General features: G+C 56.2%; 23 protein-coding genes. 13 read left to right on the top strand and 10 right to left on the bottom strand.

Annotated features, from left to right (window positions below):
• Positions 1-14: 14 nt before the first annotated feature.
• From D777_RS09215 to D777_RS09230, 4 genes are all read left to right on the top strand, one after another.
• Positions 15-440: a flagellar protein FlaG gene (locus D777_RS09215; RefSeq protein WP_036130946.1), complete on the top strand. Its 426-nt coding sequence runs from the start codon at positions 15-17 to the stop codon at positions 438-440.
• A gap of 216 nt (positions 441-656) precedes the next feature.
• Positions 657-2,630: a flagellar filament capping protein FliD gene (gene fliD / locus D777_RS09220; RefSeq protein WP_036130949.1), complete on the top strand. Its 1,974-nt coding sequence runs from the start codon at positions 657-659 to the stop codon at positions 2,628-2,630.
• Positions 2,631-2,661: 31 nt separating this feature from the next.
• Complete coding sequence (fliS, locus tag D777_RS09225) at positions 2,662-3,066, top strand: flagellar export chaperone FliS (protein ID WP_036130952.1); 405 nt, start codon at positions 2,662-2,664, stop codon at positions 3,064-3,066.
• Between the two features lie 129 nt (positions 3,067-3,195).
• Positions 3,196-4,410, top strand: a complete 1,215-nt coding sequence (locus D777_RS09230; RefSeq protein WP_036130957.1) for an argininosuccinate synthase — start codon at positions 3,196-3,198, stop codon at positions 4,408-4,410.
• 6 nt (positions 4,411-4,416) lie between these two features.
• Here D777_RS09230 and D777_RS09235 read toward each other — a convergent pair whose 3' ends face one another.
• On the bottom strand, positions 4,417-5,442 hold the full coding sequence (locus D777_RS09235) for an AraC family transcriptional regulator (RefSeq protein WP_036130959.1): 1,026 nt from the start codon (positions 5,440-5,442) through the stop codon (positions 4,417-4,419).
• Positions 5,443-5,722: 280 nt separating this feature from the next.
• Positions 5,723-6,694 carry a response regulator gene (locus D777_RS09240; RefSeq protein ID WP_036130961.1) on the bottom strand — a complete coding sequence of 324 codons (972 nt, stop codon included), beginning with the start codon at positions 6,692-6,694 and terminating at the stop codon, positions 5,723-5,725.
• 150 nt (positions 6,695-6,844) lie between these two features.
• On the opposite strand from D777_RS09240, the gene D777_RS09245 reads away from it, so the two are divergent.
• The 3 genes from D777_RS09245 to D777_RS09255 are packed head-to-tail and all read left to right on the top strand — an operon-like array spanning position 6,845 to position 9,061.
• Positions 6,845-7,327, top strand: a complete 483-nt coding sequence (locus D777_RS09245) for a YajQ family cyclic di-GMP-binding protein (RefSeq protein ID WP_036130964.1) — start codon at positions 6,845-6,847, stop codon at positions 7,325-7,327.
• A gap of 51 nt (positions 7,328-7,378) precedes the next feature.
• Positions 7,379-8,749 (top strand): AmpG family muropeptide MFS transporter, encoded by a 1,371-nt coding sequence (locus D777_RS09250; RefSeq protein WP_406564773.1) that lies wholly within the window; start codon positions 7,379-7,381, stop codon positions 8,747-8,749.
• 3 nt (positions 8,750-8,752) lie between these two features.
• Complete coding sequence (locus D777_RS09255; protein ID WP_036130972.1) at positions 8,753-9,061, top strand: MGMT family protein; 309 nt, start codon at positions 8,753-8,755, stop codon at positions 9,059-9,061.
• Positions 9,062-9,238: 177 nt separating this feature from the next.
• Here the strand turns inward: D777_RS09255 and D777_RS09260 are convergent, their stop codons facing one another.
• Positions 9,239-10,000, bottom strand: a complete 762-nt coding sequence (locus D777_RS09260) for an SDR family oxidoreductase (protein ID WP_036130975.1) — start codon at positions 9,998-10,000, stop codon at positions 9,239-9,241.
• Positions 10,001-10,030: 30 nt separating this feature from the next.
• Positions 10,031-10,222 (bottom strand): hypothetical protein, encoded by a 192-nt coding sequence (locus tag D777_RS09265; RefSeq protein ID WP_036130978.1) that lies wholly within the window; start codon positions 10,220-10,222, stop codon positions 10,031-10,033.
• Positions 10,223-10,281: 59 nt separating this feature from the next.
• On the opposite strand from D777_RS09265, the gene D777_RS09270 reads away from it, so the two are divergent.
• From D777_RS09270 to gspD, 6 genes are all read left to right on the top strand, one after another.
• Positions 10,282-10,824 carry an FxsA family protein gene (locus D777_RS09270; RefSeq protein WP_036130981.1) on the top strand — a complete coding sequence of 181 codons (543 nt, stop codon included), beginning with the start codon at positions 10,282-10,284 and terminating at the stop codon, positions 10,822-10,824.
• A gap of 196 nt (positions 10,825-11,020) precedes the next feature.
• A complete protein-coding gene (gene groES, locus D777_RS09275) occupies positions 11,021-11,308 on the top strand; it encodes a co-chaperone GroES (protein WP_036130983.1) in 288 nt (95 codons plus the stop codon).
• Positions 11,309-11,382: 74 nt separating this feature from the next.
• On the top strand, positions 11,383-13,038 hold the full coding sequence (gene groL, locus D777_RS09280) for a chaperonin GroEL (RefSeq protein ID WP_036130985.1): 1,656 nt from the start codon (positions 11,383-11,385) through the stop codon (positions 13,036-13,038).
• A 168-nt stretch (positions 13,039-13,206) separates the two neighbouring features.
• Positions 13,207-13,998 (top strand): type II secretion system protein N, encoded by a 792-nt coding sequence (gene gspN / locus D777_RS09285; RefSeq protein WP_036130988.1) that lies wholly within the window; start codon positions 13,207-13,209, stop codon positions 13,996-13,998.
• 1 nt (position 13,999) lies between these two features.
• Positions 14,000-14,845 carry a type II secretion system protein N gene (locus D777_RS09290; RefSeq protein WP_036130991.1) on the top strand — a complete coding sequence of 282 codons (846 nt, stop codon included), beginning with the start codon at positions 14,000-14,002 and terminating at the stop codon, positions 14,843-14,845.
• A gap of 32 nt (positions 14,846-14,877) precedes the next feature.
• Positions 14,878-16,836, top strand: coding sequence for a type II secretion system secretin GspD (gene gspD / locus D777_RS09295; protein ID WP_036131317.1), 1,959 nt, complete (start codon positions 14,878-14,880; stop codon positions 16,834-16,836).
• Between the two features lies 1 nt (position 16,837).
• Here the strand turns inward: gspD and D777_RS09300 are convergent, their stop codons facing one another.
• From D777_RS09300 to purE, 6 genes are all read right to left on the bottom strand, one after another.
• On the bottom strand, positions 16,838-18,817 hold the full coding sequence (locus D777_RS09300; protein WP_036130993.1) for a M48 family metallopeptidase: 1,980 nt from the start codon (positions 18,815-18,817) through the stop codon (positions 16,838-16,840).
• Positions 18,818-18,828: 11 nt separating this feature from the next.
• Positions 18,829-19,416 carry a LemA family protein gene (locus D777_RS09305; protein ID WP_036130996.1) on the bottom strand — a complete coding sequence of 196 codons (588 nt, stop codon included), beginning with the start codon at positions 19,414-19,416 and terminating at the stop codon, positions 18,829-18,831.
• A 26-nt stretch (positions 19,417-19,442) separates the two neighbouring features.
• Entirely contained in the window at positions 19,443-21,446 is a 2,004-nt protein-coding gene (locus tag D777_RS09310) for a putative bifunctional diguanylate cyclase/phosphodiesterase (RefSeq protein WP_227501722.1), read from the bottom strand.
• Between the two features lie 326 nt (positions 21,447-21,772).
• A complete protein-coding gene (locus D777_RS09315) occupies positions 21,773-22,351 on the bottom strand; it encodes a superoxide dismutase (RefSeq protein WP_036131002.1) in 579 nt (192 codons plus the stop codon).
• 71 nt (positions 22,352-22,422) lie between these two features.
• Entirely contained in the window at positions 22,423-23,541 is a 1,119-nt protein-coding gene (locus tag D777_RS09320) for a 5-(carboxyamino)imidazole ribonucleotide synthase (protein ID WP_036131005.1), read from the bottom strand.
• A 390-nt stretch (positions 23,542-23,931) separates the two neighbouring features.
• Complete coding sequence (purE, locus tag D777_RS09325) at positions 23,932-24,423, bottom strand: 5-(carboxyamino)imidazole ribonucleotide mutase (RefSeq protein ID WP_036131007.1); 492 nt, start codon at positions 24,421-24,423, stop codon at positions 23,932-23,934.
• Between the last annotated feature and the right edge of the window lie 102 nt (positions 24,424-24,525).

A 24,525-nucleotide genomic window follows, 5' to 3' on the forward strand; every position in this document is an offset into this window, starting at 1 on the left:
AGCGAGGTAAAGCTATGAATGACGTTAACCTGAATACCCCGGATCTGAAGTTGGTGCGCTCCGGCGCCCAAGCACCGGCCAAGGCAATGTCGTCATCTCAGGCCGAAGGCAGGAACGCCTCCGACCCCGCTGCTTCGGGCCGCCCGGTCCAACCTCCGAAAGAAGTAAACGAATCTGCCGTCGCGGAGCAACGACAGGCGGTTTCGGGCGCTGAGAAAGGGGACTTGGAAGGGGCTGTGAGTCAGCTGAACGACTTTGTTCAGGCTGTACACAGGGATCTTCAGTTTGAGGTGGATAACGAGTTGGGGCAGACCGTTGTTAAGGTGGTCGATCAGGAAACCCAGGAAGTGATTCGCCAGATGCCTGACGAAGTAGCATTGAGGTTGGCAGAAAAATTGCAGCAGGATGAGCCGCTGACGTTGTTTAATATTGAAGTGTAGATAAGCTTTAGCGCCTCAATACAAGCAATGGTTGTTCAGCACCGCCGCTCCCCAAAGGGTTCGGCGGTGTTTTGCGTTATTTGAGGTCTAAAATCAGGTTACAGGCTGTTACAAAACAGATCGGCAATCGAGATCAAAAGGGGCAAAGTTTTGCCGCTTGCGGCCGATAAGCGTATAAGTGAATAGTTAGTGATGCCCCCATGAGGAGGCTGGATTATGGCAAGTATTTCATCGTTGGGAATAGGTTCAGGGGTTCTGAACGCTGATCTGGTTGATCAGCTGGTGAACGCTGAGCGCGCGCCGACTGAGAATCGTCTGGACTCCCGCACCCAACAAGCGCAGACACTCATCTCCGCCTATGGCACCTTGAAGAGTGCGGTGACCGAGTTGCGTCTGCCTCTTCGCCAGCTTAGTGCGGCTGATAACCTTAAAGCCTTTTCCGCGTCCTCGTCGAATGAAGATGTTGAGGTAACCGTTGACAGCACCAAAGCGAGCCGCGGAACCTATACGGTTAATGTGCTTGGCCTGGCTCAGTCACAATCTTTGGCGTCCACGACCTTTGCGGACCGCGATGCAACTTCCGTTGGAACTGGCACCCTGACGATCTCAGCCGGTGACGAATCTGCGACGCTCACTATCGACGGTACAAACAACACGCTTCAGGGGCTGGCAAACGAAATAAATGAGGCTGGCATAGGCGTTTCTGCCGGTGTTGTTGATACGGGAAGCGGCTACCGTCTCGTATTGTCCTCGGAAGAGACTGGTGAAGCTAATTCAATCAGTATTTCGGCCACGGACGATGATGGGGTAAATGATGACGCCTCTGGTCTGTCGCAGTTCGTTTTCGATGCTACCACGCAGAACATGCAGGAAACGGTGGCTGCCAAAGACGCGTCGGTTGAAATCAACGGCATTGCCATCACCCGCTCAACCAACACCTTTGATAACGTTATCGATGGTTTGAGCTTTGAAGCCAAGGCGGAAGGCGTGACTTCCACCGTCAAGGTTGAGCAGGATTTTGGCGCAGTCACCGACCGGGTTGCTGCATTCGTGGATAAGTTCAATGCCTTGCAGGCAACCATCAAAGGGTTGGCGGGTTACGATGCCGAGTCGGGTGTCGGTGGTCTGCTTTCAGGTGATTCTGCCATTCGTTCCATCCAGTCCCAGTTGCGCAATGTGCTTACGCGGGTTGTGCCCGGCCTCGAGAATGCAGGCATCCGGACCCTCGCAGATGTCGGCATTACAACGGACTATGAGACAGGTGGTCTCACTCTGGATCGCTCAAAGTTCGAAGAGCAGCTTAAGAGTAATCCCGATGACGTCACGGCTCTTTTTGCTGAGCAGGGCAGGGCAACCAACTCGAATGTGGAGTTTCTGTCTTCGGGGAGCGACACCACCCGCGGTCAGTATTCTGTCAATATCACTCAGGCCGCAACTCAGGGCGGCGTGGCTGGTGATTCAGCGCTGGCGGATGGAGTTGTCATCGATAGCACAAACGATGAGATTGAGTTTACTGTAGACGGTTCGACCAACTTTACAATCCAGTTGACGCAGCAGACCTATGCTACGGCAGAAGACCTGGTTGCAGAGATTCAAAGTCAGTTCGACAACAACACCGCGTTAAACGCAGCAGATCAGTCCGTCAAAGTAGGACTGGACGGCTCTGGTGCCCTGACGTTTACTTCGACCTCCTATGGAAGTAGCTCGAACGTAAGCATCATGTCCGCGGAGAACGGTGCCACGTTCGGTATTTCCGCTAAAACCGGCACGCTCGGAAATGACGTGGCGGGAACGGTTAACGGCCAGGCTGCGACCGGTGATGGACAGGTGCTTACGGTGACCGGCACTGGTGGCGCAAAAGGTATGCAACTGCGCATTGCGGGCAACACCGATGGGGCTCTGGGACAGATTAATTTCGTTGAAGGGATTGGAGAGCAGGCTGTCAATCTCGTCACCGACATCGTGGGTGTAGACGGGCTTCTTGAGTCCAAAACTGACAGTTTGACCCGTGATCTTGAGCGGATCCAGGAGGAGAGGGTGCGCCTGGATGAGCGCATTGCCTCCTATCGCGAGCGGCTTGTGAGTCAGTTTACCGCAGCAGACTCCCTGATATCGCAGCTTAATAGCACGGGTAATTACCTGACGCAGCAGCTTGCCGCATTGGCGCCGCAAAACAACAGAGACAACTAATCGGGCATAGCCCGGATCGAAGAGGTTAGTTATGAACGGTTTACAGGCATATCAGCGGGTAAACACTCAAACAAGCATCACCGACGCAGACCCGCATAAACTGATTCAGTTGCTGTACAATGGCGCCCTTGAGCGGATCAATATGGCCAAGGCTCGCATGCAGGCCAACGACATCGAAGGAAAAGGGCGCCTGATTACCAAGGCCATCGAAATTATTGGTGGTCTTCGCAGTTTTCTCGATTTTGAGAAGGGCGGCGATCTTGCCGAACGTCTCGAGAGCCTCTACGACTATATGGAGCGGACGCTCTTTGAGGCCAACGTAAAGAATGACCCGGAGAAGCTTGACGAGGTGGCGAATCTCTTGAGGTCGGTCAAAGAAGGCTGGGACGGCATCCGCGATGAGGCAACTCAGCAGCCGAACCAATCCGCAGGCTGATCCGGCCTTCAGTTTTTAAGCCCCTCTGCCTTGGTCGCAGTGGGGCTTTATAGCCATTCCCCCCGCCATCCCGTACAATAAGCGCCCTGTTTTTCAACACATCCATTCTGTTCAGTCTGGAGCAAGGGCATGTCAGAGATTAAAAAGGTGGTGCTGGCCTATTCCGGTGGCCTGGATACTTCCGTTATCGTTCGGTGGTTGCAGGATACCTACAACTGCGAGGTGGTGACCTTCACCGCCGATATTGGCCAGGGCGAGGAAGTCGAGCCGGCGCGCGCAAAAGCGGAAGCGCTGGGCGTCAAGGAAATCTACATTGAGGATCTGCGCGAAGAGTTTGTTCGCGATTATGTGTTCCCGATGTTCCGAGCTAACACCATCTATGAGGGTGAGTACCTGCTGGGTACGTCCATTGCCCGTCCTCTTATTTCCCGTCGTCTGATTGAAATCGCCAACGAAACCGGCGCAGACGCAATCTCCCACGGTGCCACCGGCAAGGGGAACGACCAGGTTCGTTTCGAGCTGGGTGCCTATGCGCTTAAGCCGGGCGTCCAGGTCATTGCGCCGTGGCGTGAGTGGGATCTGAACTCCCGTGAGAAGCTGTTGGCTTACTGTGAAGAGCGCAACATTCCGGTGGAAATGAAGAAGGGCAAGAGCCCGTACTCCATGGACGCCAACCTGCTGCACATTTCTTACGAAGGGATGAACCTGGAAGACCCCTGGGCCGAGGCTGAGGAAGACATGTGGCGCTGGAGTGTATCTCCGGAAGCTGCACCGGATACGCCGACCTACGTTGAGCTGACCTACCGCAAGGGCGACATCGTTGCCATTGATGGTGAAGAGATGAAGCCCCACGTTGTTCTGGAAACCCTGAACAAGCTGGCGGGTGAGAACGGTATTGGCCGTCTGGACATTGTTGAGAACCGCTACGTGGGCATGAAGTCTCGCGGCTGTTACGAGACACCGGGCGGAACCATCATGCTGCGTGCGCACCGCGCCATCGAGTCCATCACTCTGGACCGTGAAGTGGCCCACCTGAAAGACAGCATCATGCCGCGTTACGCGGAAGTGATCTACAACGGCTACTGGTGGTCACCGGAGCGTGAAGCGCTGCAGGCATTGATCGACAACACTCAGGAATACGTCAACGGCACCGTGCGTCTGAAGCTGTATAAAGGCAACGTTGATGTTGTTGGTCGTAAGTCTGAGGACTCTCTGTTCGACGAGAAGATCGCCACCTTCGAGGAAGATCAGGGTGCCTACGATCAGAAAGACGCGGAAGGCTTCATCAAGCTGAACGCGCTGCGGCTGCGCATTGCCGCTGGCAAAGGCCGTAACATGCTGTAAATCGCGTTACGGTTTGCCTCCTGACGCCCGGAATTCTCCGGGCGTTTTGCGTTTTACGGACTTGAATTTTCGGTGGAATGAGGTTGTCTCGCTGTACCCCAGTCGGAGGGCGATGTCGGGAATCGGAAGGTCACTGTTGAGCAGATAGTCCTCTGCCATGGTCAGCCGAACTTCATCCAGCAGTTTCTGGTAAGACACCCCCTCCTGGCTGAGTTTCCTTTGCAGTGTCCTGCTGGTAATGCCCAGCTCGTCTGCCACCATATCCTGCCGCGTGATGCCTTGCATCAGCTGTTTCTGAATGCTGTTTTTGACTCGAGACGTCAGGTCGCTGTCGGTTTCCAGCGAGGCAAGCTGGGTCAATGCGTGCGCCTCCAGAGTTTTGCGAAGCATCGGGTCCGGTTGCCGCAGGCGCGTATCCAGAAGCGCCTTTTTCAGGGTAATGCTGTCTTCTTTCGCCTCAAACACAACGGGACAGTGCCAGCGTTCCTGATACGCCGATTCCTTATTCGGGCCAGGAGATCGGCGCTGAAGTTTGACCAGGGTGGGTGAGGCCGTGTCATTGTCAGCGAGCCATCGCGCATAGTTGACCCATGATGCAAAGACATTGTCCACCAGTTGGGGGCGAACCACGGGGTCGTCGTAGTTGCAGTTCCAGGATAGCTTGATTTCGTCACCGACGACTGAGAGTCGGGTTGTGCCCATGTCGCCCACCAGGCGTTCAAACGGTGCGATACGGGCAACGGCCTCGCCGAGGGTGGCGCAGCTCATGGTGATGTAACCAAGAACGCTGTAGGAGCCGGGTTGAACGAAATCACCGGTTTCGAGCCCGAGGATAGGGTTACCGGTTTGCTCAACGAGTAGATGAATGAAGCGCTGGAGCTGGTCGCCTTCAATACGGCCATCGTCGTGATCCAGGGTGGCAGGGTCCAGCCCGGCATTCCTGAGCAGGGCGGTGGTGTCCATTCCCGCCGATTCGGCGGCGCGAACGTATTGGCGGAGAGCTGAGACGGAGGCTGTTCCGAGGGCAGTCATGGTTACTTCGCTGTTTTTAGAGTCATTGTAGCGAGAGTATAAAATAAAAAGGCCAGCTAAAAAGCTGGCCCCTAAAAATTAGGAAAGAACGAAAGTGCCTGAAAAATTCGTTAATCCGGTGGATCGTTTTCCCATATGGCGGCGGAGGTACTACTCGGCTCCTCCGCCATGGGGGATACTGCTTAAATCCACGGTTTCAGAATAAGGCTTTGACGTTCCCTTGTCTGTGTGTGATGTGTGTCGCACTGTTACAGAGTGTTTGCCTGTACACCCGAATGTATCAGGCCTCGGCCTGGAGTTCCGGCGAGACCTCGGTAAACCGTCGCGTCTCATAGGCGTCCACGAGGCCCTGAACGGCGGTCCGCTCCATTTCCTGCACGGATGGTGTGCCGTTTTCAGCATCGGCACGACAAAGCACCATACCAGCCTCCACAGACACATAACCTGCGGTTGTTTTGAGCGCTTTGTGGTTGATGCCGTCGAAAATTCGCCGGAAGGCCGTTGTCGTGCAGTTGTCGCTGTTCGGGAAATAGGCGACGACTGCATACTGGTTGTCGCCAATCCGGAACAGCGCATCAATCGGGCGGATCAGGGTGCTGAGACGGCGGGCAATGCCCACCGCGAGTTCACTCATGACCGTTGGTGGGTGCTTGCGCTTCAGTTCCTGCCAGTTCCGGATACCGCACAGAACGTACGCTGACGAACCGCCACGGGATTCCGCGTGGCGAAGGGTCTTGCTGAGCCTCTCCCGACCGTATTTGTTGTTGCACAGGCCGGTTTCCAGATCAATGATGTTGGTGGCTTCCAGCTCCCGGTTGTTTTCGATCAACAGTGAATTGGCGCGCAACAACGTATTCTGGCGATCGGCCATGCGATCCGCGGCGTAGATTCGCGGGATCAGCTGTTTTGTCATGTCTGACTTGTAAATAAAGTCGTCCACGCCGCGGTCAAAGGCTTCGGACAGCGCTTCGACACTTTCTTTGGCTGTCAGCAGGATGACGTAGGTGTAGTGGTTGTTCTGCTCGTCCTGTTGCCGCACCTGGTCCGAAAGTTCCAACCCGTCCATCTCCGGCATCAGCCAGTCGGCGATCAGAACGCTGACAGGGCGTTGCTCCATGAGTTCGAGAGCGGCAGGGGCGTTGTTGGCTATCCGTACGTCGCGATATCCGGCATTTCGCAAGGTTCGCCCGACCACCATACTGCTGAATTTGGCGTCATCTACTACGAGGATGGGGAGGTCCAGATTTGGCATGTTCTACTTCTCAACAGTCCATGATCGAATGCGGCGCCATCGCCGGGTGCGGTCCGGCTAGGGTCTTGTGCTATCCTTTGGCACCCTGATACATCCGGGTTTGAATAAAGGCCAGAGTATACCCCTAGTGTCCACTGGAGAATAACGACCATGCCATCTTTTGACATAGTTTCTGAAATTGATATGCACGAAGTCACCAATGCGGTGGACCAGGCCAAACGGGAGCTGGGCAATCGCTGGGATTTCAAGAACGTCGAGTCCGACATTGAGCTGGACGACAAGGGCATCACCCTCAGTGCGGAGCAGGAATTTCAGCTCGAGCAGTTGATGGATATGGTGCGCATGGCGTTCGCAAAGCGAAATATCGACTCGCGGGCCATCGCGGAAGATGGTGACAGTAAGGCCGGCAAGCTGGTCAAACAGCACCTCACCCTGAAGCAGGGTATTGAGACCGATATGGCCAAGAAGATCGTGAAAATGATCAAAGATGCCAAGCTAAAGGTTCAGTCCAGTATCCAGGGTGACAAGGTTCGGGTGACTGGCAAGAAGCGGGACGATCTGCAAACGGCTATTGCCATGCTTCGTGAAGCCGAGCTGGATATCCCTCTGCAGTTCAATAACTTCCGCGACTGATTCTGGAGCCAAGCCATTATTAACGGCCGCCTCGCACTGATTCGGGATACCCTGTATACCTACACCCGTTGGCAGGTTATTGCCCTGCTGTTTCTGGGGTTCTCAGCCGGGCTGCCGTTTCTTCTTGTCTTTTCCACCCTGAATGCTCGATTAGCCGATGTCGGGGTGGAAACCGCCACCATCGGATTCTTCAGCTGGCTCGGGATCACCTATTCCATCAAGGTGTTCTGGGCACCGGTCGTTGATCGGTTGAAGCTTCCGTTGCTTGACCGCCTGCTGGGCAAACGCCGTAGCTGGATCATCCTGGCACAGGCGGGCATTGCCACCGGCCTGTACCTGATGGCCCATGTTGATGCCACCGTGGCGCCGGAGATGATGGCATTGTGCGGCTTGTTGGTGGCCTTCTCCTCAGCCACCCAGGACGTGGCGATTGACGCCTACCGGATCGAAATTGCCGAAGAGCGGCTGCAAGCAGCCCTGGCGGCGACCTACATCTTTGGTTACCGGCTGGCCTTGCTGGTAGCTGGGGCGGGGGCGTTGTATCTCGCTGAGTACTGGTCCTGGCAGGTGTCCTATGAGGTGATGGCGGCCCTGGTCGGGGTTGGAGCTCTGACTGTGCTCATCGTGCGCGAACCCCGGGTTAATCACTTCGCTGCCGCCGAAGATATTGCTCACAAGGTTGAGGCCGAAGCCGCCAAACGATCCCACCTCAACCCCCGCCTCGCGCGGCTGGCAGGCTGGTTCTATGCCGCGGTCGCGGGCCCGTTTCTGGACTTTTTCCGGCGCTACCGGGAACTCTCCATTGCCATCCTGCTAATGGTGGCTGTGTACCGGATTTCGGATATCGCCATGGGTGTCATGGCGAATCCCTTCTACCTGGATTTCATGGGCTTCAGCAAAACCCAGGTGGCGGACGTGACCAAAATCTTCGGTTTCTTCATGACCATTCTGGGCTCTCTGGTCGGGGGCGTGATGGTTGTCCGTTACGGCGTTCGTAAGATTCTTCTCCTTGGTGCGGTCATGACGGCTGCGACAAACCTGCTGTTTGTATTGCTGGCCCAATACCCGCCAGACATCGTCACACTGGCCATCGTCGTCAGCGCCGACAACCTCAGTGGCGGCATCGCCAACGTGGCCCTGATCGCCTGGCTCTCGAGCATGACTAGCGCATCGTTTACCGCCACCCAATACGCCCTGTTCAGCTCCCTGATGACCTTGCCGGGGAAATTCATCGGCGGCTTCTCCGGTATCGTCGTCGCCGGCTACGGGTATGCGGAATTCTTTTTGATAGCCGGCGTGATGGGAGTACCCGCCATCCTTCTGGCCTTGTTCATGATCCGCCACGGTAAACGCCTGGACCAGCTCGCCCCGCCCAAGGACACGGGCTCGCCAGATGAAGCGCAAGCCACAAGCGGAGCCTGAATCATGGAAGAGTCCAAAGACCAGAAAATCTGGCAAGTGGTTTTATCGATCCCGAAAGGAAAAGTCGCCAGCTACGGTCAAGTCGCCAAAATGGCAGGCCTGGGCAGGCAGGCCAGATACATCGGCCGCGCCCTGGGAAAACTCCCTGCCGGTCATCAAATTCCCTGGTACCGGGTACTGAGAAGCAATGGCCAAATTGCTTTTCCTGAGGGTTCCGAGCAGTTCGAAAAACAGAAAACCAAGCTGGAACAGGAAGGCGTAAAAGTGGAGCGGGGAAGAGTAAAACTAAACGTCCATCAATGGCGCCCGTAACCCTGAGCATTAACCACGAGCGGCCAAAGGCCAGAGTATGATCGGGAAGGAGGTGGGAGCCCTTTTCTGCCGGAACAAAGATGTCTGAGCACAGCGAGTTCTTTTTCCAGAAGAAAAGGGCTCCCACCTCCTTGCCAGCCCCCAAACCTTGAGGGCCAGGTATTACAGGCGGAAAAATCAGAGCCGCAAAGCCCCATCAACCTCAATCATCCGCCCAGAAACATAGTCATTCTCAAAAATAAACGCCGCTGCCGAAGCAATCTCCTCCGGCTTACCCATCCGCTTCAACGGAATGCCCGCCGTCATCTTCTCCAGCGCCTCTGGCTTCATGGATGCCGTCATCTCAGTCTCAATGAACCCGGGAGCGATGCCCATGCAACGAATGCCATAACGGGCGAGCTCCTTCGCCCACACCGGAACCAGTGCAGACACACCGGCTTTCGCCGCTGAATAGTTACTCTGACCCATGTTGCCGGCGCGGGAGATGGAGGCGATATTGATGATCGCACCCTGATCGCCGTTCTTGATCATCTGGGTAGCAGCTTCGCGGCCACAGAGGAAAACGCCAGTCAGGTTCACGTCAATAACGGACTGCCACTGGGCGAGTTCCATGCGCTTCTCGACCTGGCCATCTTTGACCTTGACCATCAGACCGTCACGCAGAATGCCGGCATTGTTCACCAGGCCATTCAGGTGGCCGAAGTCTTTAACGATGGCTTCAAAGGTTTGTTCAACGTCTTCTTCCTTTGCCACGTTGCATACATAACTCCGGGCTTCGACGCCGGCGGCTTCGCAGGCAGCTACGGCCTCGGCCAGTTTCTCAGGCATCAGATCGATCAGTGCCAGTTTGGCACCTTTGGATGCCAGGTATTCAGCCATGGCGCGGCCAAGGCCCTGGCCACCACCGGTAATCGCAATTACGGAATCTTGAAGTTTCATGTTTTGCCCTAACTTCTGTTATCAAGTGGTTTACGTTTGCTGCGTGCCCAGTGTTCTAGCGTTGGCTTCTGCATGGGAGTCGGCGTTGCCGGTGCATCCCCTCCGTGGAACCGCTGCGAGTACGTCCATGTACGCTTGTTTCCGGCCATCCTTGGCCTCCAACATTCCACGGAGGGGATGCACCGGCAACGCGTCGAGCTCTGTGCGAGCCATCTTTGTCATTTGAAGGCCCGGGAGTATACCAGACCTTCCTACATTCAAATTCAGACCGCGAGGGCCTGATGGGAATTTTTCTTTTTCTGTTTATCGTAATGCCGATTGCCGAGATGGCCGTGTTGATTCAGGTTGGCGGCATGATCGGGGTGTTGAACACTGTGGGGCTGGTGTTTCTGACCGCGGTTATAGGCGCCTGGTTTTTGCGCCAGCAGGGGTTGGCAACGCTGTTAAGAGCCAACGAAAGGCTGAACAGCGGTGAACTGCCGGCCAAAGAAGTTGCGGAAGGCCTGATTCTGGCCGTTGGCGGCGCTCTTTTGCTGACCCCGGGCTTTATTACCGACACCGTCGGTTTCCTGTGCCTGCTGCCGGGCACCCGCCATATCATGGCGGCGCAGGCGCTGAAGCGTATGGTGGTCGCGGGCCAGAGTAGCAGTTTCCACTTCCGTGCCGGCGGAGGGCAAGGGCCTTTTGGTCAGGATCCGTTTGGCGGACGGGAGCATCCCTTTGGTCGCCAGAGTCCTTTTGACCGCGACAGCAACGGCGACATCATTGAAGGCGAGTACCAGGATCAGACCGAGTCCGATCGCGATCGGATCGAAAAAAAGTAAAAAAATTTTCTTCCGGGGTGTTGAAAACACCTACGCCAACCCCATTTAGTTTTCACAAGTTTGCCACGGGCGGATAACGGCTGAAAATCAGCCGCTTATGCGGCCGGGCACTGGTGTCGGTACCGGGCCTCCGGGCCGGCCGTTTTAACATGAACTGTCATTGCCACATTAATCTGGCTATTGGAGAAACCGAGCAATGAAAATTCGTCCGCTTCACGATCGTGTAGTCGTGCGCCGTAAGGAAGAAGAAGAGAAGACTGCGGGTGGCATCGTGCTGCCAGGTGCAGCCAAAGAAAAACCTTCTCAGGGTGAAGTGATCGCCGTCGGCAACGGCCGCGTGCTGGATAACGGAGAAACCCAGGCACTGGCGGTCAAGGTGGGTGACACCGTGGTCTTTGGTCAGTACGCCGGTAACACCGTAAAAATCGACGGTGAAGAGCTGCTCATCATGAGCGAGAACGACATCTTCGGCGTGATCGAGTGATCTCGTAGCGATCGGCACACTTTTTCATTAAACCGATAGACGATATTTCGGCTTAACGAACAGGAATCAAAGACATGGCAGCAAAAGACGTAAAATTCGGTGATAGCGCGCGTAAGCGCATGGTCGCAGGTGTCAACATTCTGGCTGACGCCGTCAAGGTTACCCTGGGCCCCAAAGGCCGCAACGTGGTTCTGGAGAAGTCCTTCGGCGCTCCGAACGTAACCAAAGATGGCGTATCCGTTGCCAAGGAAATCGAGCTGAGCGACAAGTTCGAAAACATGGGCGCTCAGATGGTCAAGGAAGTTGCTTCCCAGGCCAACGAAACCGCCGGTGACGGTACTACCACTGCAACCGTTCTGGCCCAGGCCATCGTGAACGAAGGCATCAAGGCCGTGACTGCGGGCATGAACCCGATGGACCTGAAGCGCGGCATCGACAAGGGCACCGCTGTAGCGGTTCAGGCGATCCGTGAAATGGCCAAGCCTTGCGACGACAACCGCAACATTGCTCAGGTTGGTACCATCTCCGCCAACGGTGACGAGACCATCGGTAAGATCATTGCCGACGCCATGGAGCGCGTAGGTAAAGAAGGTGTTATCACCGTTGAAGAAGGCCGTGGCCTGGAAGACGAGCTGGACGTGGTTGAAGGTATGCAGTTCGACCGTGGTTACCTGAGCCCGTACTTCATCAACAACCAGGACAACATGTCTGCCGAGCTGGACGATCCGTTCATCCTGCTGGTGGACAAGAAGATCTCCAACATCCGTGAGCTGCTGCCGGTTCTGGAAGCCGTTGCCAAGGCTGGCAAACCGCTGCAGATCATCGCTGAGGACATCGAAGGCGAAGCGCTTGCGACCCTGGTGGTTAACAATATGCGTGGCATCGTCAAGGTTAACGCTGTTAAGGCGCCTGGCTTCGGTGATCGTCGCAAGGAAATGCTGCAGGACATCGCTATCCTGACCGGTGGTACTGTGATTTCCGAGGAAGTCGGTCTGTCCCTCGAGAACACCACTCTGGACGATCTGGGTACCGCCAAGCGTGTTAACGTCACCAAAGAAAACACCACCATCATCGGCGGTGTGGGTGCCGAGGCGGACATCCAGGCTCGCGTTGAGCAGATCCGCAAGCAGATCGAAGAAAGCTCCTCCGATTACGACAAGGAGAAGCTGCAGGAGCGTGTCGCCAAGCTGGCAGGCGGTGTTGCCGTCATCAAGGTGGGCGCTGGCTCTGAAGTGGAAATGAAAGAGAAGAAGGCCCGTGTTGAAGACGCGCTGCACTCCACTCGCGCTGCCGTTGAAGAAGGCATCGTTGCTGGTGGTGGCGTGACTCTGATCCGCGCTATTGCTGCTCTGGAAAGCGTTGACGCGATCAACGAAGAGCAGAAGGCCGGTGTAAACATCCTGCGTCGTGCCATGGAAGCGCCTCTGCGTCAGATCGTATTCAACGCGGGCGGTGAGTCTTCTGTAGTGGTTGCCAAGGTACGTGAAGGTGAAGGCTCGTTCGGCTTCAATGCCGCGACCGAGCAGTACGGCGACATGCTGGAAATGGGTATCCTGGACCCTGCCAAGGTAACTCGTTCCTCCCTGCAGGCGGCTGCTTCTGTTGCCTCCCTGATCATCACCACTGAGGCGATGGTTGCGGATGAGCCGCAGGAAGAAGGTGCTGCTGCCGGCGGTATGCCGGACATGGGTGGCATGGGCGGAATGGGAGGCATGGGCGGCATGATGTAATGCCGGCCAGATCCCGATCAGGTCTCAATTATTGAGGCCTGGCCCGATCTACCCTGAAAAACCCCGTGCTGGTTCACACCGGCGCGGGGTTTTTTGTTTTTTTGTCATGAACTTGCAGGATGCCTTTGTTAGACTCGGATTCCGGTCCATTTACTGTGTAAAACCTGAATGAGTGACGCTGCACCAAAATCGTTTCTTCGCCCCGGCAAGGTAGTTCTCCTTGTCCTGCTTGCGGCACTCGTCTATCTGTTTGCACTCATCGTTCTCGTACCAGCGGGATGGCTCTGGCATCAGGCGTCTGCCCAGGTTCCTTTGCCCCGCCAGGTGCAGGTGAACCAGGTATCGGGAACGGTTTGGGATGGAGCCGCGGGGGTTGTAGTTGCGGGCTATCCTGTGCGTTTTGACTGGCAGCTTGGATGGCCGTCCGTAACGGAATTGTCATTGCCCCTGGCGCTCTCCGTGGCAACGTCGCAGTCATCACTCCAGGGAAATGTGACCGTTGCCTGGCCCATGAGTGGAGAGCTCAATGCCAGGGGCACGGTTGCCGTTGCAGAATTTGAAGATCTCATCCGTCAAAGTGGCGGCGCGATGATCAAGGGCGATGTCTCCATTGACCGGCTCAATATCGCCTGGGCGGATCAAAAACTGTCCCGTGCAGAGGGCATTGGCAAGTGGGCCGGTGGAGCTGTCTCCTGGCCCATGGGAAATCAGACTGGCCAGGCGGTGTTCCCACCGATGCAGGCCATTATGGATACCACGGCCGGTGGTGTCGAGGTTACAGTGTCGGAGCAGGGTGGCGAGGGGCCGGCCGCTGATGCAAACCTGCTATGGAACGGCATGATGGAAGTGCGCGTCTACAAGCGTATGGTCGACCTGGCCGGGCAACCGTGGCCGGATTCGGCTCAACCCTCGGATATTGTGTTCCGGGTTCGACAGCCATTACTGCCGGGAGGGCTGTAGGGTGTCGCGGGTGAGCACAGGAGCGCAAACACGATTGGCCCGTACACTGGCCAACGTCCTTTTGCTGGGGCTAGTCGTTTACCTGGCTGTTGTTTCCGCCCGGGTGACCTGGATGATTGCCTGGCAGGAGCGTTCCGTACCGGTGGCGCCGGTAAGTTCGGGCGGGCAATCTGGTACATCGGCCGGCGGAGCCGCTTACCCCATGGCCAGTTACGACTTTTTCGGACGGCCCGAGCGCACCGGAACGGTGGCGGAGGTGGTCAAGCGGTCTGCGCCGGAAACAGGCTTGCGACTGAAGCTTGAAGGTGTGCTGGTGGGACAGCGCCCGGAAGACTCCGGTGCTATAGTTGCTGGAAGTAATGGCGAAACAGCTTATTACCGTGTGGGCGACAAACTGCCCGGCAATGCAGAACTGGCTGAGGTAGAAGCGACTCGTATACTGATTCGTCGCGGGGGGCGCTACGAGTCTCTAACCTTCGAGGAAAAGGAATCGGAAGGTCTGGTTGCAGAAGTGGAGCAGCAACCTGTGGGCGCATCACCAGACGCATTCCTCGAGAATGCGAAAGCTCGCCTGGACAGTGAAGGGGTGGCCGCACTGAATACCTTTGGGTTGAGCCCGGCCGAAGGCAGTGGCTATGTTTACGACGGTTCCAACGCCATGTTGAATGCGGTTAACCTGCAGGCCGGAGATGTCATTACCGCCATCAACGGCCAGAGGCTGGGTGATATTGAACAGGACAAGTCCCTGCTGGAGAGCTGGCGTGACCAGACCCGGCTGGACATAGAGATCGAGCGTGACGGAAGCATCCTCACAGTAAGTTATGCCATACCCGAGCAGTGGCGCTGACCGGGTTCATCGATACAGGACGAAATCGCCAGATGTATAACCACAAGACGAACGTTTTTCGGGCCATCGCGTTGCTTATTCTGCTGCCAATGATGTCGCTGGCATACGGGCAGGAGGAAACCTGGAGGCTCAATCTCAAGGATGCGGACATTCGGGCCTTTGTGACGCAGGTGGCAGACATCACCGGATACAGTTTTGTGGTCGACCCCCGGGTCAAGGGCAAGGTGACGGTTCTGTCCAGCGCGCCCATGAACAAGAACGAGATTTACGATTTGTTCCTGGCTGTGCTTAACGTTCATGGTTTTACCGCCATTCCCGGCGAAGAGGTCATCAAGATCGTTCAGCAGGTCGATGCGAAGCAATCGGCAGAGTCGTTGTCACGGTTTGACTCCACCCCCTCTGAGCAATTGATTACGCGGGTTATTCAGATCGACAACGCGAATGCGCTTGAGCTCGTCCCCATCCTTCGGCCCCTCGTGGCCAAATACGGTCACCTTGCCGGTGTCGCGGCGGCTAATGCCCTGATCGTCAGCGATCATTCTGCCAATATTCAGCGCATTGAACAGATCGTGCGTGAGCTCGATAGCCCCTCTAAGTATGAGGTTGAAGTGATCCAGCTTGATGAAGCCTGGGTGGGCGACATGGTAACGCTGTTGCAGGAGCTGGCACCGGATGAGCTGGGTCGGGCAGGCGGCGAGAATGCCGCGCGTAAGTATAGTGTGACGGCCGATGAGCGGAGCAATCGCCTGATTCTTCGCGGTGACCAGACCTTCCGCGACAAGATGCGTGGGCTGATCCGTCAGCTTGACCAGCCGTCCGCAACCGGCGGCACCACCAAAGTGATTCGTCTGAAGCATGCCGATGCCAAGAATCTCACGGAAATTCTGAAAGGCGTGATGGGCGAGCTTGTCAAAGAAAGCGCCGCTGGCGGTTCCGGTGGCGGGGCGGCGGGTTCCAAGCCCAACAGCAACTTCGCCGTGTTTGCGGATGAAGGATTGAATGCCCTTGTGGTTCGCGGTGAGCCGTCCCTGATGCAAGAGGCGGAATTGATTGTGGGGCAGCTGGATGTTCGCCGTGCACAGGTGCTGATTGAAGCCGCGATTGTTGAGATCAGTGACGAGCTTGGTGAAGATCTTGGGGTCCAGGTTGCGGTTGGTGACGAATCCGGAAGCTCCACTCCGGTTCTGGGCACCAATTTCGGAAATGTTGGCAGAAGTCTTGGGGATGTGCTGGGAGCTATCGTATCGGACTCCGTGATCGCTCCAGCGACCGGTGGTATCACGATTGGCGCGGGCCAGCGGAATGAAGACGGCATTACCTGGGGCGTTTTGCTGCAGGCTTTGTCCTCCTCTGCGGCGGCCAATCTGCTTTCAACCCCGAGCATCATTACGCTTGATAATCAGGAATCGGAAATCATCGTGGGGCAGAACGTCCCGTTCCGGACGGGGCAGTCGACGGTTACCGGCGACGGCACCACCAATCCGTTTACCACCATCGAGCGGCGCGATATTGGTCTGACCCTCAAGGTGACCCCCACCATCAGTGCGGACGGACTGGTGCGTCTGGTGGTTGAGCAGACAACGGAAAACGTCACCGACAGCATTGATGACGCCTCGGACATTGTGACGAACAAGCGTGAGATCAAGACAACGGTACTGGCGGATGATGGCGAAACCATCGTACTAGGCGGACTGATCCGCGATGACTACACCGTCAACAAAAGCAAAGTGCCTCTGCTCGGCGACATTCCCTTTATCGGGCGCCTGTTCTCATCTGAATCGGAAACCCGTGTGAAGCGAAACCTTCTGGTGTTCCTCAAGCCGACGATCATGCTCGGTAAGACGGAAGCCATTGGGACCACCTCCGACAAGTTCAACGAACTTTGGGAAGTGAACTTGAACATCCGCGAGAAGCTGGGGCTACCGGAACCCGAAAAGGCTCCGGACGTGGATGTGCTGTTTGATTCACGGAGTCGCAACGAACTGCGTTGATTCAGCAGGCCAGTGGCGGCATCGGGCAATCCAGCTGGTCCGCCACCAGCCGCATCAGTTCATATTCACGAACCTCCACTTTGCCGTCGTGCAGAATGCAGTGGCCGCAGGCATCGATAACGGCTGGCTTAAGCAGTGGCGAGAGTCCGTTCAGTACCTGCAAGGCCTCCCTCAGCTGGCGCATGGTGACTTTTTCAAGCACCGCCTGATCTTTCCCTCTGGTATCTTTAAAACCCGCCATAGCCTGCCGGTATAGCTCTTCAGCTTCGGCCGAATTGGTTGTGCCAGCTCGCGCCATCAGGGTCAGTAGCCGCTTCAACGCCGGCAGGACACGTCGGTAGCTACGATACTTCACTGCAACGGAATGGCCTGCTGTCTCGGAGAGGTGCCTTGTGAGAAAGGTGGTGAGCGCCAGTTCGAACAGTGTTACCCGATTGTCGGCCGCAACCAGTTTCTGGACATTATTCATCAGTCCCGCCCGCTCTTCCGGGTCGAGCTTTCTCAGAGCGGGCATGGCCAACTCCAGGGCAGGGAAACGCACGCCCTCGCCAATACTCCGAAGACCCGGGATCAGTTTCCCGAGAAGCTCTGTTTCCGGGCTGAGCAATGGGTGTGGCGGGATTATGCTCAGGCGCTCCTGCTGCTCCTCAGATGGGAGTTCACTGATCAGCATGGCGTAACACAGCTGAATCGCACCTGCGCGCGTGTACAAGAGGTTTCGGAACGTGGATGGCAACTGCTGAAGAAAGCGAACCGCAAAGTCCTCACCCTGGGAACTGACAGTACCCACCTTTTCGGACAAGGGGGCCGGTTCCGGTGGTGAGGCCAGGGGGGATGTCCGGTGTTTCGTCGCTGGTTGGTAGATGTCTTTGGCGATATCGGCGAAACCTGCCGCGATGCCGGCCTCAGGCGCATTCACGGAATGGCGGAGGTTGCCGTCAGGTTCCGTGTCTCGTAACCGACTTCGCAAGCGCGCCAGCATCCCGGGTTGAATACTGTTGATTCGGTCTTCGATCGGGGGGTGGGACGCGAGGAGTGAGGTGAACTTCATGCGGGTGCTTTCGCCAAAGCACATATGGTTCATGTCACTGGCATGGCTGGTTGTGTCCAGGTATCCGCCTTTGAATCCGATCTTGAAAAGCGCGCCGGCAATGCCTTCTGGATTCCGCGTGAACTGCACAGAGGAAGCATCTGCAAGCATCTCGCGCTGGCGTGAAACGGCCGCCTGAATAAGGCGACCAAAGAAAACACCGACGTAGCCGATCAGAAACAGCGCCAATCCGATGGCTCCGAATGCGGCCTGTGAACGGCCATCGCGGGATGACCGTGAAGAACGGTGACGACTGAAGAAGCTTGCCCTAAGCAGAAAGGCGCCGACCTGGCCAATCATCAGGATGCCCGCAAGAAGAGCGATCAGTCGGACATTGATTTTCATATCGCCATTGAATATGTGGCTGAATTCGTGGCCGACCACGCCCTGAAGCTCGTCCCGGGTCAACTGGGTGATGGCGCCATGGGTGACGACCATGACAGCCTCGCCCGGAGTATAACCGGCCACGAAGGCGTTGATTCCGGTTTCGTTGTCCATGATGAACAGGTCAGGAACGGGGACGCCACTGGCGATGGCCATTTCTTCGACTATGTTGCGCAGCTTTCGTTCATCTGAATCCCGGGTATCCGGATCGATGGGGCGTGCGCCAACCATTTTGGCAACCCGCTCTCCACCGCCTGCAAGATCAATCCAGCGCACCAGGGAGCCAATGGCTATCAGAGCGACAACAGCGCCAGAGGTCATCAGGCCGTGATCCGACAACAGCCAGTAGTGAAAGGCCAGGTTTGTCGATTCGCTGCGGGTAAACAGGTAGCCGACAACGCAGACGGCGAGGGTAATGAGGACCACTGCCGAGAGAAAGAGAAAAACCAGCAGGCTGGTTTTGCGCCGGGCGTTTGCCTGGCGCTGGAAAAAACCGGTATGTGCCATGCTTCAGGGCCTCAGAAGGCCACTTTGGGTGCCTGGCGGGCTTCTGGAGATTCGAGCTCCAGCTGGGCGGTCTCCTTGAATGCAAACATGCCCGCAAGAATATTGTTGGGGAACTGCTCGCGGAAGGTGTTGTAGCCCATGACCGAGTCGTTGTAGGCCTGGCGGGCAAACGCAACTCGGTTTTCGGTGCTGGAAAGCTCTTCCATCAGTTGCTGGATGGTTTCATTGGCTTTCAGTTCCGGGTAGTTTTCGGCAACTGCGTAGAAATTCGCGAGGGCTTTGGTCAGCAGATTCTCGGCACTGCCCAGGCGCTGGATCTTGGTGCCATCTCCGGGGTCTTTCGCAGCGTCCTTCTGGGCGCTGACGGCGTTATTTCGCGCTTCCATTACCTGGGTAAGGGTGGACTTTTCATGGTCCAGATACGCTTTTGCGGATTCCACCAGATTCGGGATCAGGTCGTGGCGGCGTTGTAACTGGACGTCGATCTGGGCAAAGCCATTCTTGAACTGGTTTCTCAGTGAAACCAGGCGGTTGTAGATCGATACCAGGTAAAACACGACAACGGCAATAACAATCAAACCGATAACGGTAGTGCCCATGGTCACTCCTCTGAAGGGGGGTTAGATCAGACGTTATTTTCTACGAATTTCTGGTGGAAACCCTTAACAAAAGTCTCAAATTCTTTCGATGGCAGCGGTCGGCTGAAATAATAGCCTTGGGCCAGCTTGCAGCCTCTCTGGCTCAGGTAATACTCCTGCTCGGCAGTTTCGACACCCTCTGCGACAACCGACAGGTTGAGGCTCCTGCCGAGATCAATAATGGTGTTGGCTATCCGGGTATCTTCCTCGTTAACCAGCAAGTCGCGAATAAACTGTTTGTCGATCTTCAGGTGTTGCACCGGCATCTGCTTCAGGTAAGTCAGCGATGAATAGCCGGTGCCAAAATCGTCCACGGCAATGCTGATGCCGGCGCGATTGAGACGATGGAGTTTCTCGACCGCATCACTCAGGTTGGTCATAAAACTGGTTTCGGTGACTTCCAGCTCCAAACGCCCGGCCGGGATGTTATGGCGCGCCAGCGTTTCCAGTATGTCGTTCACGATCGATGGCTGGCGGAGTTGAACCGCTGAAAGGTTGACGGCAATTCTGAGTGGCGTGCCCTCATCGGACCAGCGTGCGGCTTGCCAGCATGCCTGGTCAAGAACCCATTGGCCGATTTCAACAATGGAGCCGTTCGATTCCGCCACCGGAATGAAATAATCCGGTGGTACCAGGCCCCGTTCGGGATGCTCCCAGCGTAACAGGGCTTCGGCGCCGATGACCCGCTTTGTTTCAAGATTGATCTGTGGTTGATAAACCAGATGGAACTGATGATTGGTGAGAGCCTGGGACAGATCCTTCTCAAGTTGTTTTCGGTCCCGAATCTCCTGATCGATGCTGGCGACATAAAACTGGAAGTAGGCCCGGCCGTTCTGTTTGGCGAGCATCATCGTCTGCTCGGCGCTCTGAAGCAGCCGGTCTGGCAGCTGAGCATCTGACGGATACAGTGCGACCCCAATGGTTGCGGTGACAGCAATCGTCTGGTTTTCCACCATCATCGGCTTGCCAATGTATTCCAGCATACGTTCGGTGGTGTCTGCGGCCTGAAATCCATCGCGCAGGCCCCGCTCGACGACAACAAATTGATCGCTTCCAAGCCTGGCAAAGGTGAAGCGCGTGCTGCCAAGCTTGGAGGTCAGGCGATCGGCAACGGTCTGGAGAATCAGGTCACCAACGCGAAAACCGCACTGTTCGTTTACGGACTTGAAGTCGTCGATTCCAATGACGCTGAGTGACAAGGCATGGTTACGCTCTTTCGCGTCAGCAATATCCCGCTCGAGCAGTTCCATGAACGTATCGCGGCTGGGCAAGCCTGTGAGTTGGTCATACCGGGACAGCCGGCTTACCCGATCTTCGGCTTCCTGGTGTCGTTTCTGGCTGTCGCCAATGGCGACCAGGAGGTTGTTGGTCGCATTCACCCATAGGCCAAGCTCATCGCGGTCATGTCCCGGAGGTATGGGAACCAGCCGATCATCGGGATGGGCCGGGTCGACCTGTTTAACAGAATGCACGATGCGAAGTAGCGGGCGGGTGAGGAGCAGGTGGAACACATAGAACAGCACCATTCCGAGGATAAGCGCTGTGGCAATGACCGACATAAACGTAACGGTGGCACGATTGAGCCACACGCGAGCAAGGGGGGCTGTGTCGTACCCGACGTTTAAGTAGCCGTAGATTGCGCTTGAGTTGGCGTCTCGGGTCAGTGGTGTACGAAAAGTGCGCTCGCTGCCAAAAATAGGGTCAGTCAGTGGTCGGAAGAAGTCGTCTTGAAGGGCTCGGGTCCGGCTGCCGAGCGGTTCACCGTCAGGGTGAGTGATGCGGGCACTGTGCAGTGCTTCCCGGGCGAACAGCCCATCAACAACCTGCTGGGCCAGTTCATCATCGATGCTGAATACAGCCTGCGTGGCTGCATCTTTCACCATGGCTATGGTTTGCGCAGCCTGGCTGTCCAGATCGCTGGATACCCTGCGGGCGTCCAGCACGACCTGAACGGCGCTGACAATCACGCCGCTGATGAGGGCTACAGTCAAAATCCATGCGAGGATTCGGTAGCCAAGTCGATGTTCAACATTGAAAGAGTTATGCATTCAGGCCCGAGAGTCTTCCGATCCTTGAGAAAGCTATGTTCGCACAATTGGAACCGTTGTTGGGATTATGCAGTACACAATGGCTCTAAGTATGGTCCACAGATGGCGCAACTTCACTGTGTATCGGCGATTTTTTCACAGAATGAAGATCTGGGGTGTATCAAATTGTAAGGAGTTGAATTTCTGACAGAAATAAAAACGCCCGCTAAGTAGCGGGCGTTTTGATGGCAGCCGTGAGTGACTGCCGAAAAAGCTTGAACGGCAATCGATCAGGCCAGGTTTTCGTTAACGAAATCCCAGTTGACCAGATTCCAGAAAGCTTCCAGGTAGTTCGGGCGGGAGTTGCGGTAGTCGATGTAGTAGGCGTGCTCCCATACATCAACGGTCAGTACCGGCTTGTCTGCACCCGTCAGCGGGGTCTCCGCGTTGCTGGTGTTGGCGATGGCAACGCTGCCGTCGGCCTTTTTAACCAGCCAGGTCCAGCCAGAACCAAAGTTGTTGGCTGCCTTGTCATTGAACTCTTTCTTGAACGCTTCGAAAGAACCGAAGGCCTTCTCGATAGCGTCCTTGGCTGCGCCGGTAGGCTCACCGCCACCGTTCGGGCTCAGGCAGTGCCAGTAGAAGGTGTGGTTCCAGATCTGTGCAGCGTTATTGAACAGCGGACCACTGGCGCTCTTGATGATGTCTTCCAGGGACTTGTTGGCATTGTCGGTACCTTCAACCAGGCCGTTCAGCTTGGTCACGTAGGTGTTGTGGTGTTTGCCGTAATGGTACTCGAGTGTTTCCTGAGAGATATGCGGTTCAAGTGCGTTCTTTTCGTAAGGCAGTGCGGGAAGTTCAAATGCCATGAGGTCGTTCTCCCTGTCTCTCTGTTTATGTGGATGTACGTTCCAGCAATATAAGGTCAGTTTGAGTTAAATCAACCCTTTGCTGTCAAAGAACTTTTAAACTCGGGACTGCCGGGCAGGAACTGGGCGCAGTTCCGTACCCGCCAGACGAGCTCTTCATAACTGTCCGCCAGAATGTTCACATGCCCGAGTTTGCGTCCGGGGCGTTCTCCCTTGTTGTACAAGTGTACGTGTGCATAGGGGAGCTCCAGGATGCGATCGATGTCGCCATGCTCACCAATGATATTGATCATACAGCTTAGACCACGAGCGTCGACATTACCCAGGGGGTGGCCGCTCACGGCGCGAATGTGATTTTCGAACTGGCTGGTCATGGCGCCTTCGATAGACCAGTGACCGGAGTTGTGCACCCGGGGAGCCATTTCGTTAGCGACGAGGCCTTCGCTGGTTTCGAACAGTTCGAGCGTCAGCACGCCGACGTAATTCAGCTCGTTCAGGAGTGCCTTGATATAGCGCTCGGCATCTTCCTGGACATGCTTTGCCAGGCCGGGAGCCGGAGCAATGGAGTAGCGCAGGATGCCTTCGTGGTGGGTGTTTTCGGCCATGGGATAAAACGCAACATCGCCATCTTCCGCGCGAACAGCAATGATGGAAACTTCCCGGTGGAAGTTAACAAACTTCTCAACGATGACGCGTGGGTGACCAATGCTCTCCCAGCCGGCCTCGGCTTCGTCCGGACTTTTCAGCACGGCCTGTCCCTTGCCGTCGTAACCCTCGGTGATTGACTTGGCGACCACCGGGCAGCCCAGCTCCTCGGCTGCGGCTTTCAGGGACTCGGCGCTGTCTGCGATTTTCCAGTCTGGCGTGGGGATGCCAAGCTCGCCAAACAGGGTCTTCTCAGCTTCACGATTCTGACAGACTTGCAGTGCACGGGGGCAGGGATGAACCGGCTTTTCCTTTGCCAGTTTTTCCGCCACTTCAACGGGAAGATGCTCGAATTCGTAGGTGACCCGGTCAACACGGGACAGGAAGTCGTCGAGGTATTTTCCTTCCCGGTCGATGATAACCTCGCCCAGCCCGGCACTCGGGCTTCCGGACATGTCATAGAAAACAAAGGTCTTGGCCAGAGGGTATCCGGCGAGGGCCAGCATGCGTCCCAGTTGGCCGGCGCCTAGTACACCAATTCTCATTTGTGTTCTCCTGCCTTTTACGGGCAATTAACTTAGTGGGTGAGCGAATTGGGGAACGCTTTCCAAAACACGCTCCTTGCAGCACATCCATTTGGCGCTTGGGCTGCGCCATCCATGGCTCCGCACAGTTTTGGAAAGCGTTCCCCAATTCGCTCGGCTAGCTGGGGTGCAAGCCTCGTTTGAGCCGCGTGATACACATCACGCTCACCGGAGCTATGATTTTGCCATCGGAAGGCCTGGTTCAAAAGTCTGTGAAGTGTGTGGGGCCTGGCCGTCAAAACTGTTGAGGGCCATGGATGGCCCGAATCAAGCGACACATGGATGTGCTCGAGCGGGTTTTGGCGGCCAGGCCCCACACACTTCTGCCCCCGAAGCCGGAGGGATTGTCGCTTACTGATCGCTAGGATCAGGGTTGTCCAAAACGGTCTGGGTCTGGGTTGCCCGGAACTCTTCAACGGCTTTTTGAACGTTTTCGTCAGACGTGCCGATAATCTGTGCAGCAAGCAGGCCGGCGTTGGTCGCTCCGGCTTTCCCGATGGCCAGGGTACCCACGGCAATGCCACCTGGCATCTGGACAATGGAGAGCAGCGAATCAAGGCCATTCAGGGCCTTGGACTGGACTGGAACACCCAGAACGGGCAGGGCAGTCTGGGACGCAACCATACCCGGCAGATGGGCAGCGCCGCCGGCACCGGCGATGATGACTTTCAGGCCGCGATCAGAGGCGGTTTTTGCGTAGTCAAAAAGCAGGTCCGGGGTCCGGTGGGCGGAGACCACCTTGGTTTCGTAGGGCACGCCGAGTTTTTCAAGCATAATGGCGGCGTGTTCCATTGTGGGCCAGTCCGATTTGGAGCCCATGATGAGTCCTACAAGCGGCTGCATAAGCAACAGTCCTGTGATAATTGGAAAGCCGGCCATTGTATGTTTTGCCTACTTACCATGCAAACTTCTCTCATCGGAGTTTGCGCAGGCCCTAAGCATGCT

The organism is Marinobacter nitratireducens (assembly GCF_000708045.1).
In the GTDB taxonomy this organism is placed as follows: domain Bacteria; phylum Pseudomonadota; class Gammaproteobacteria; order Pseudomonadales; family Oleiphilaceae; genus Marinobacter; species Marinobacter nitratireducens.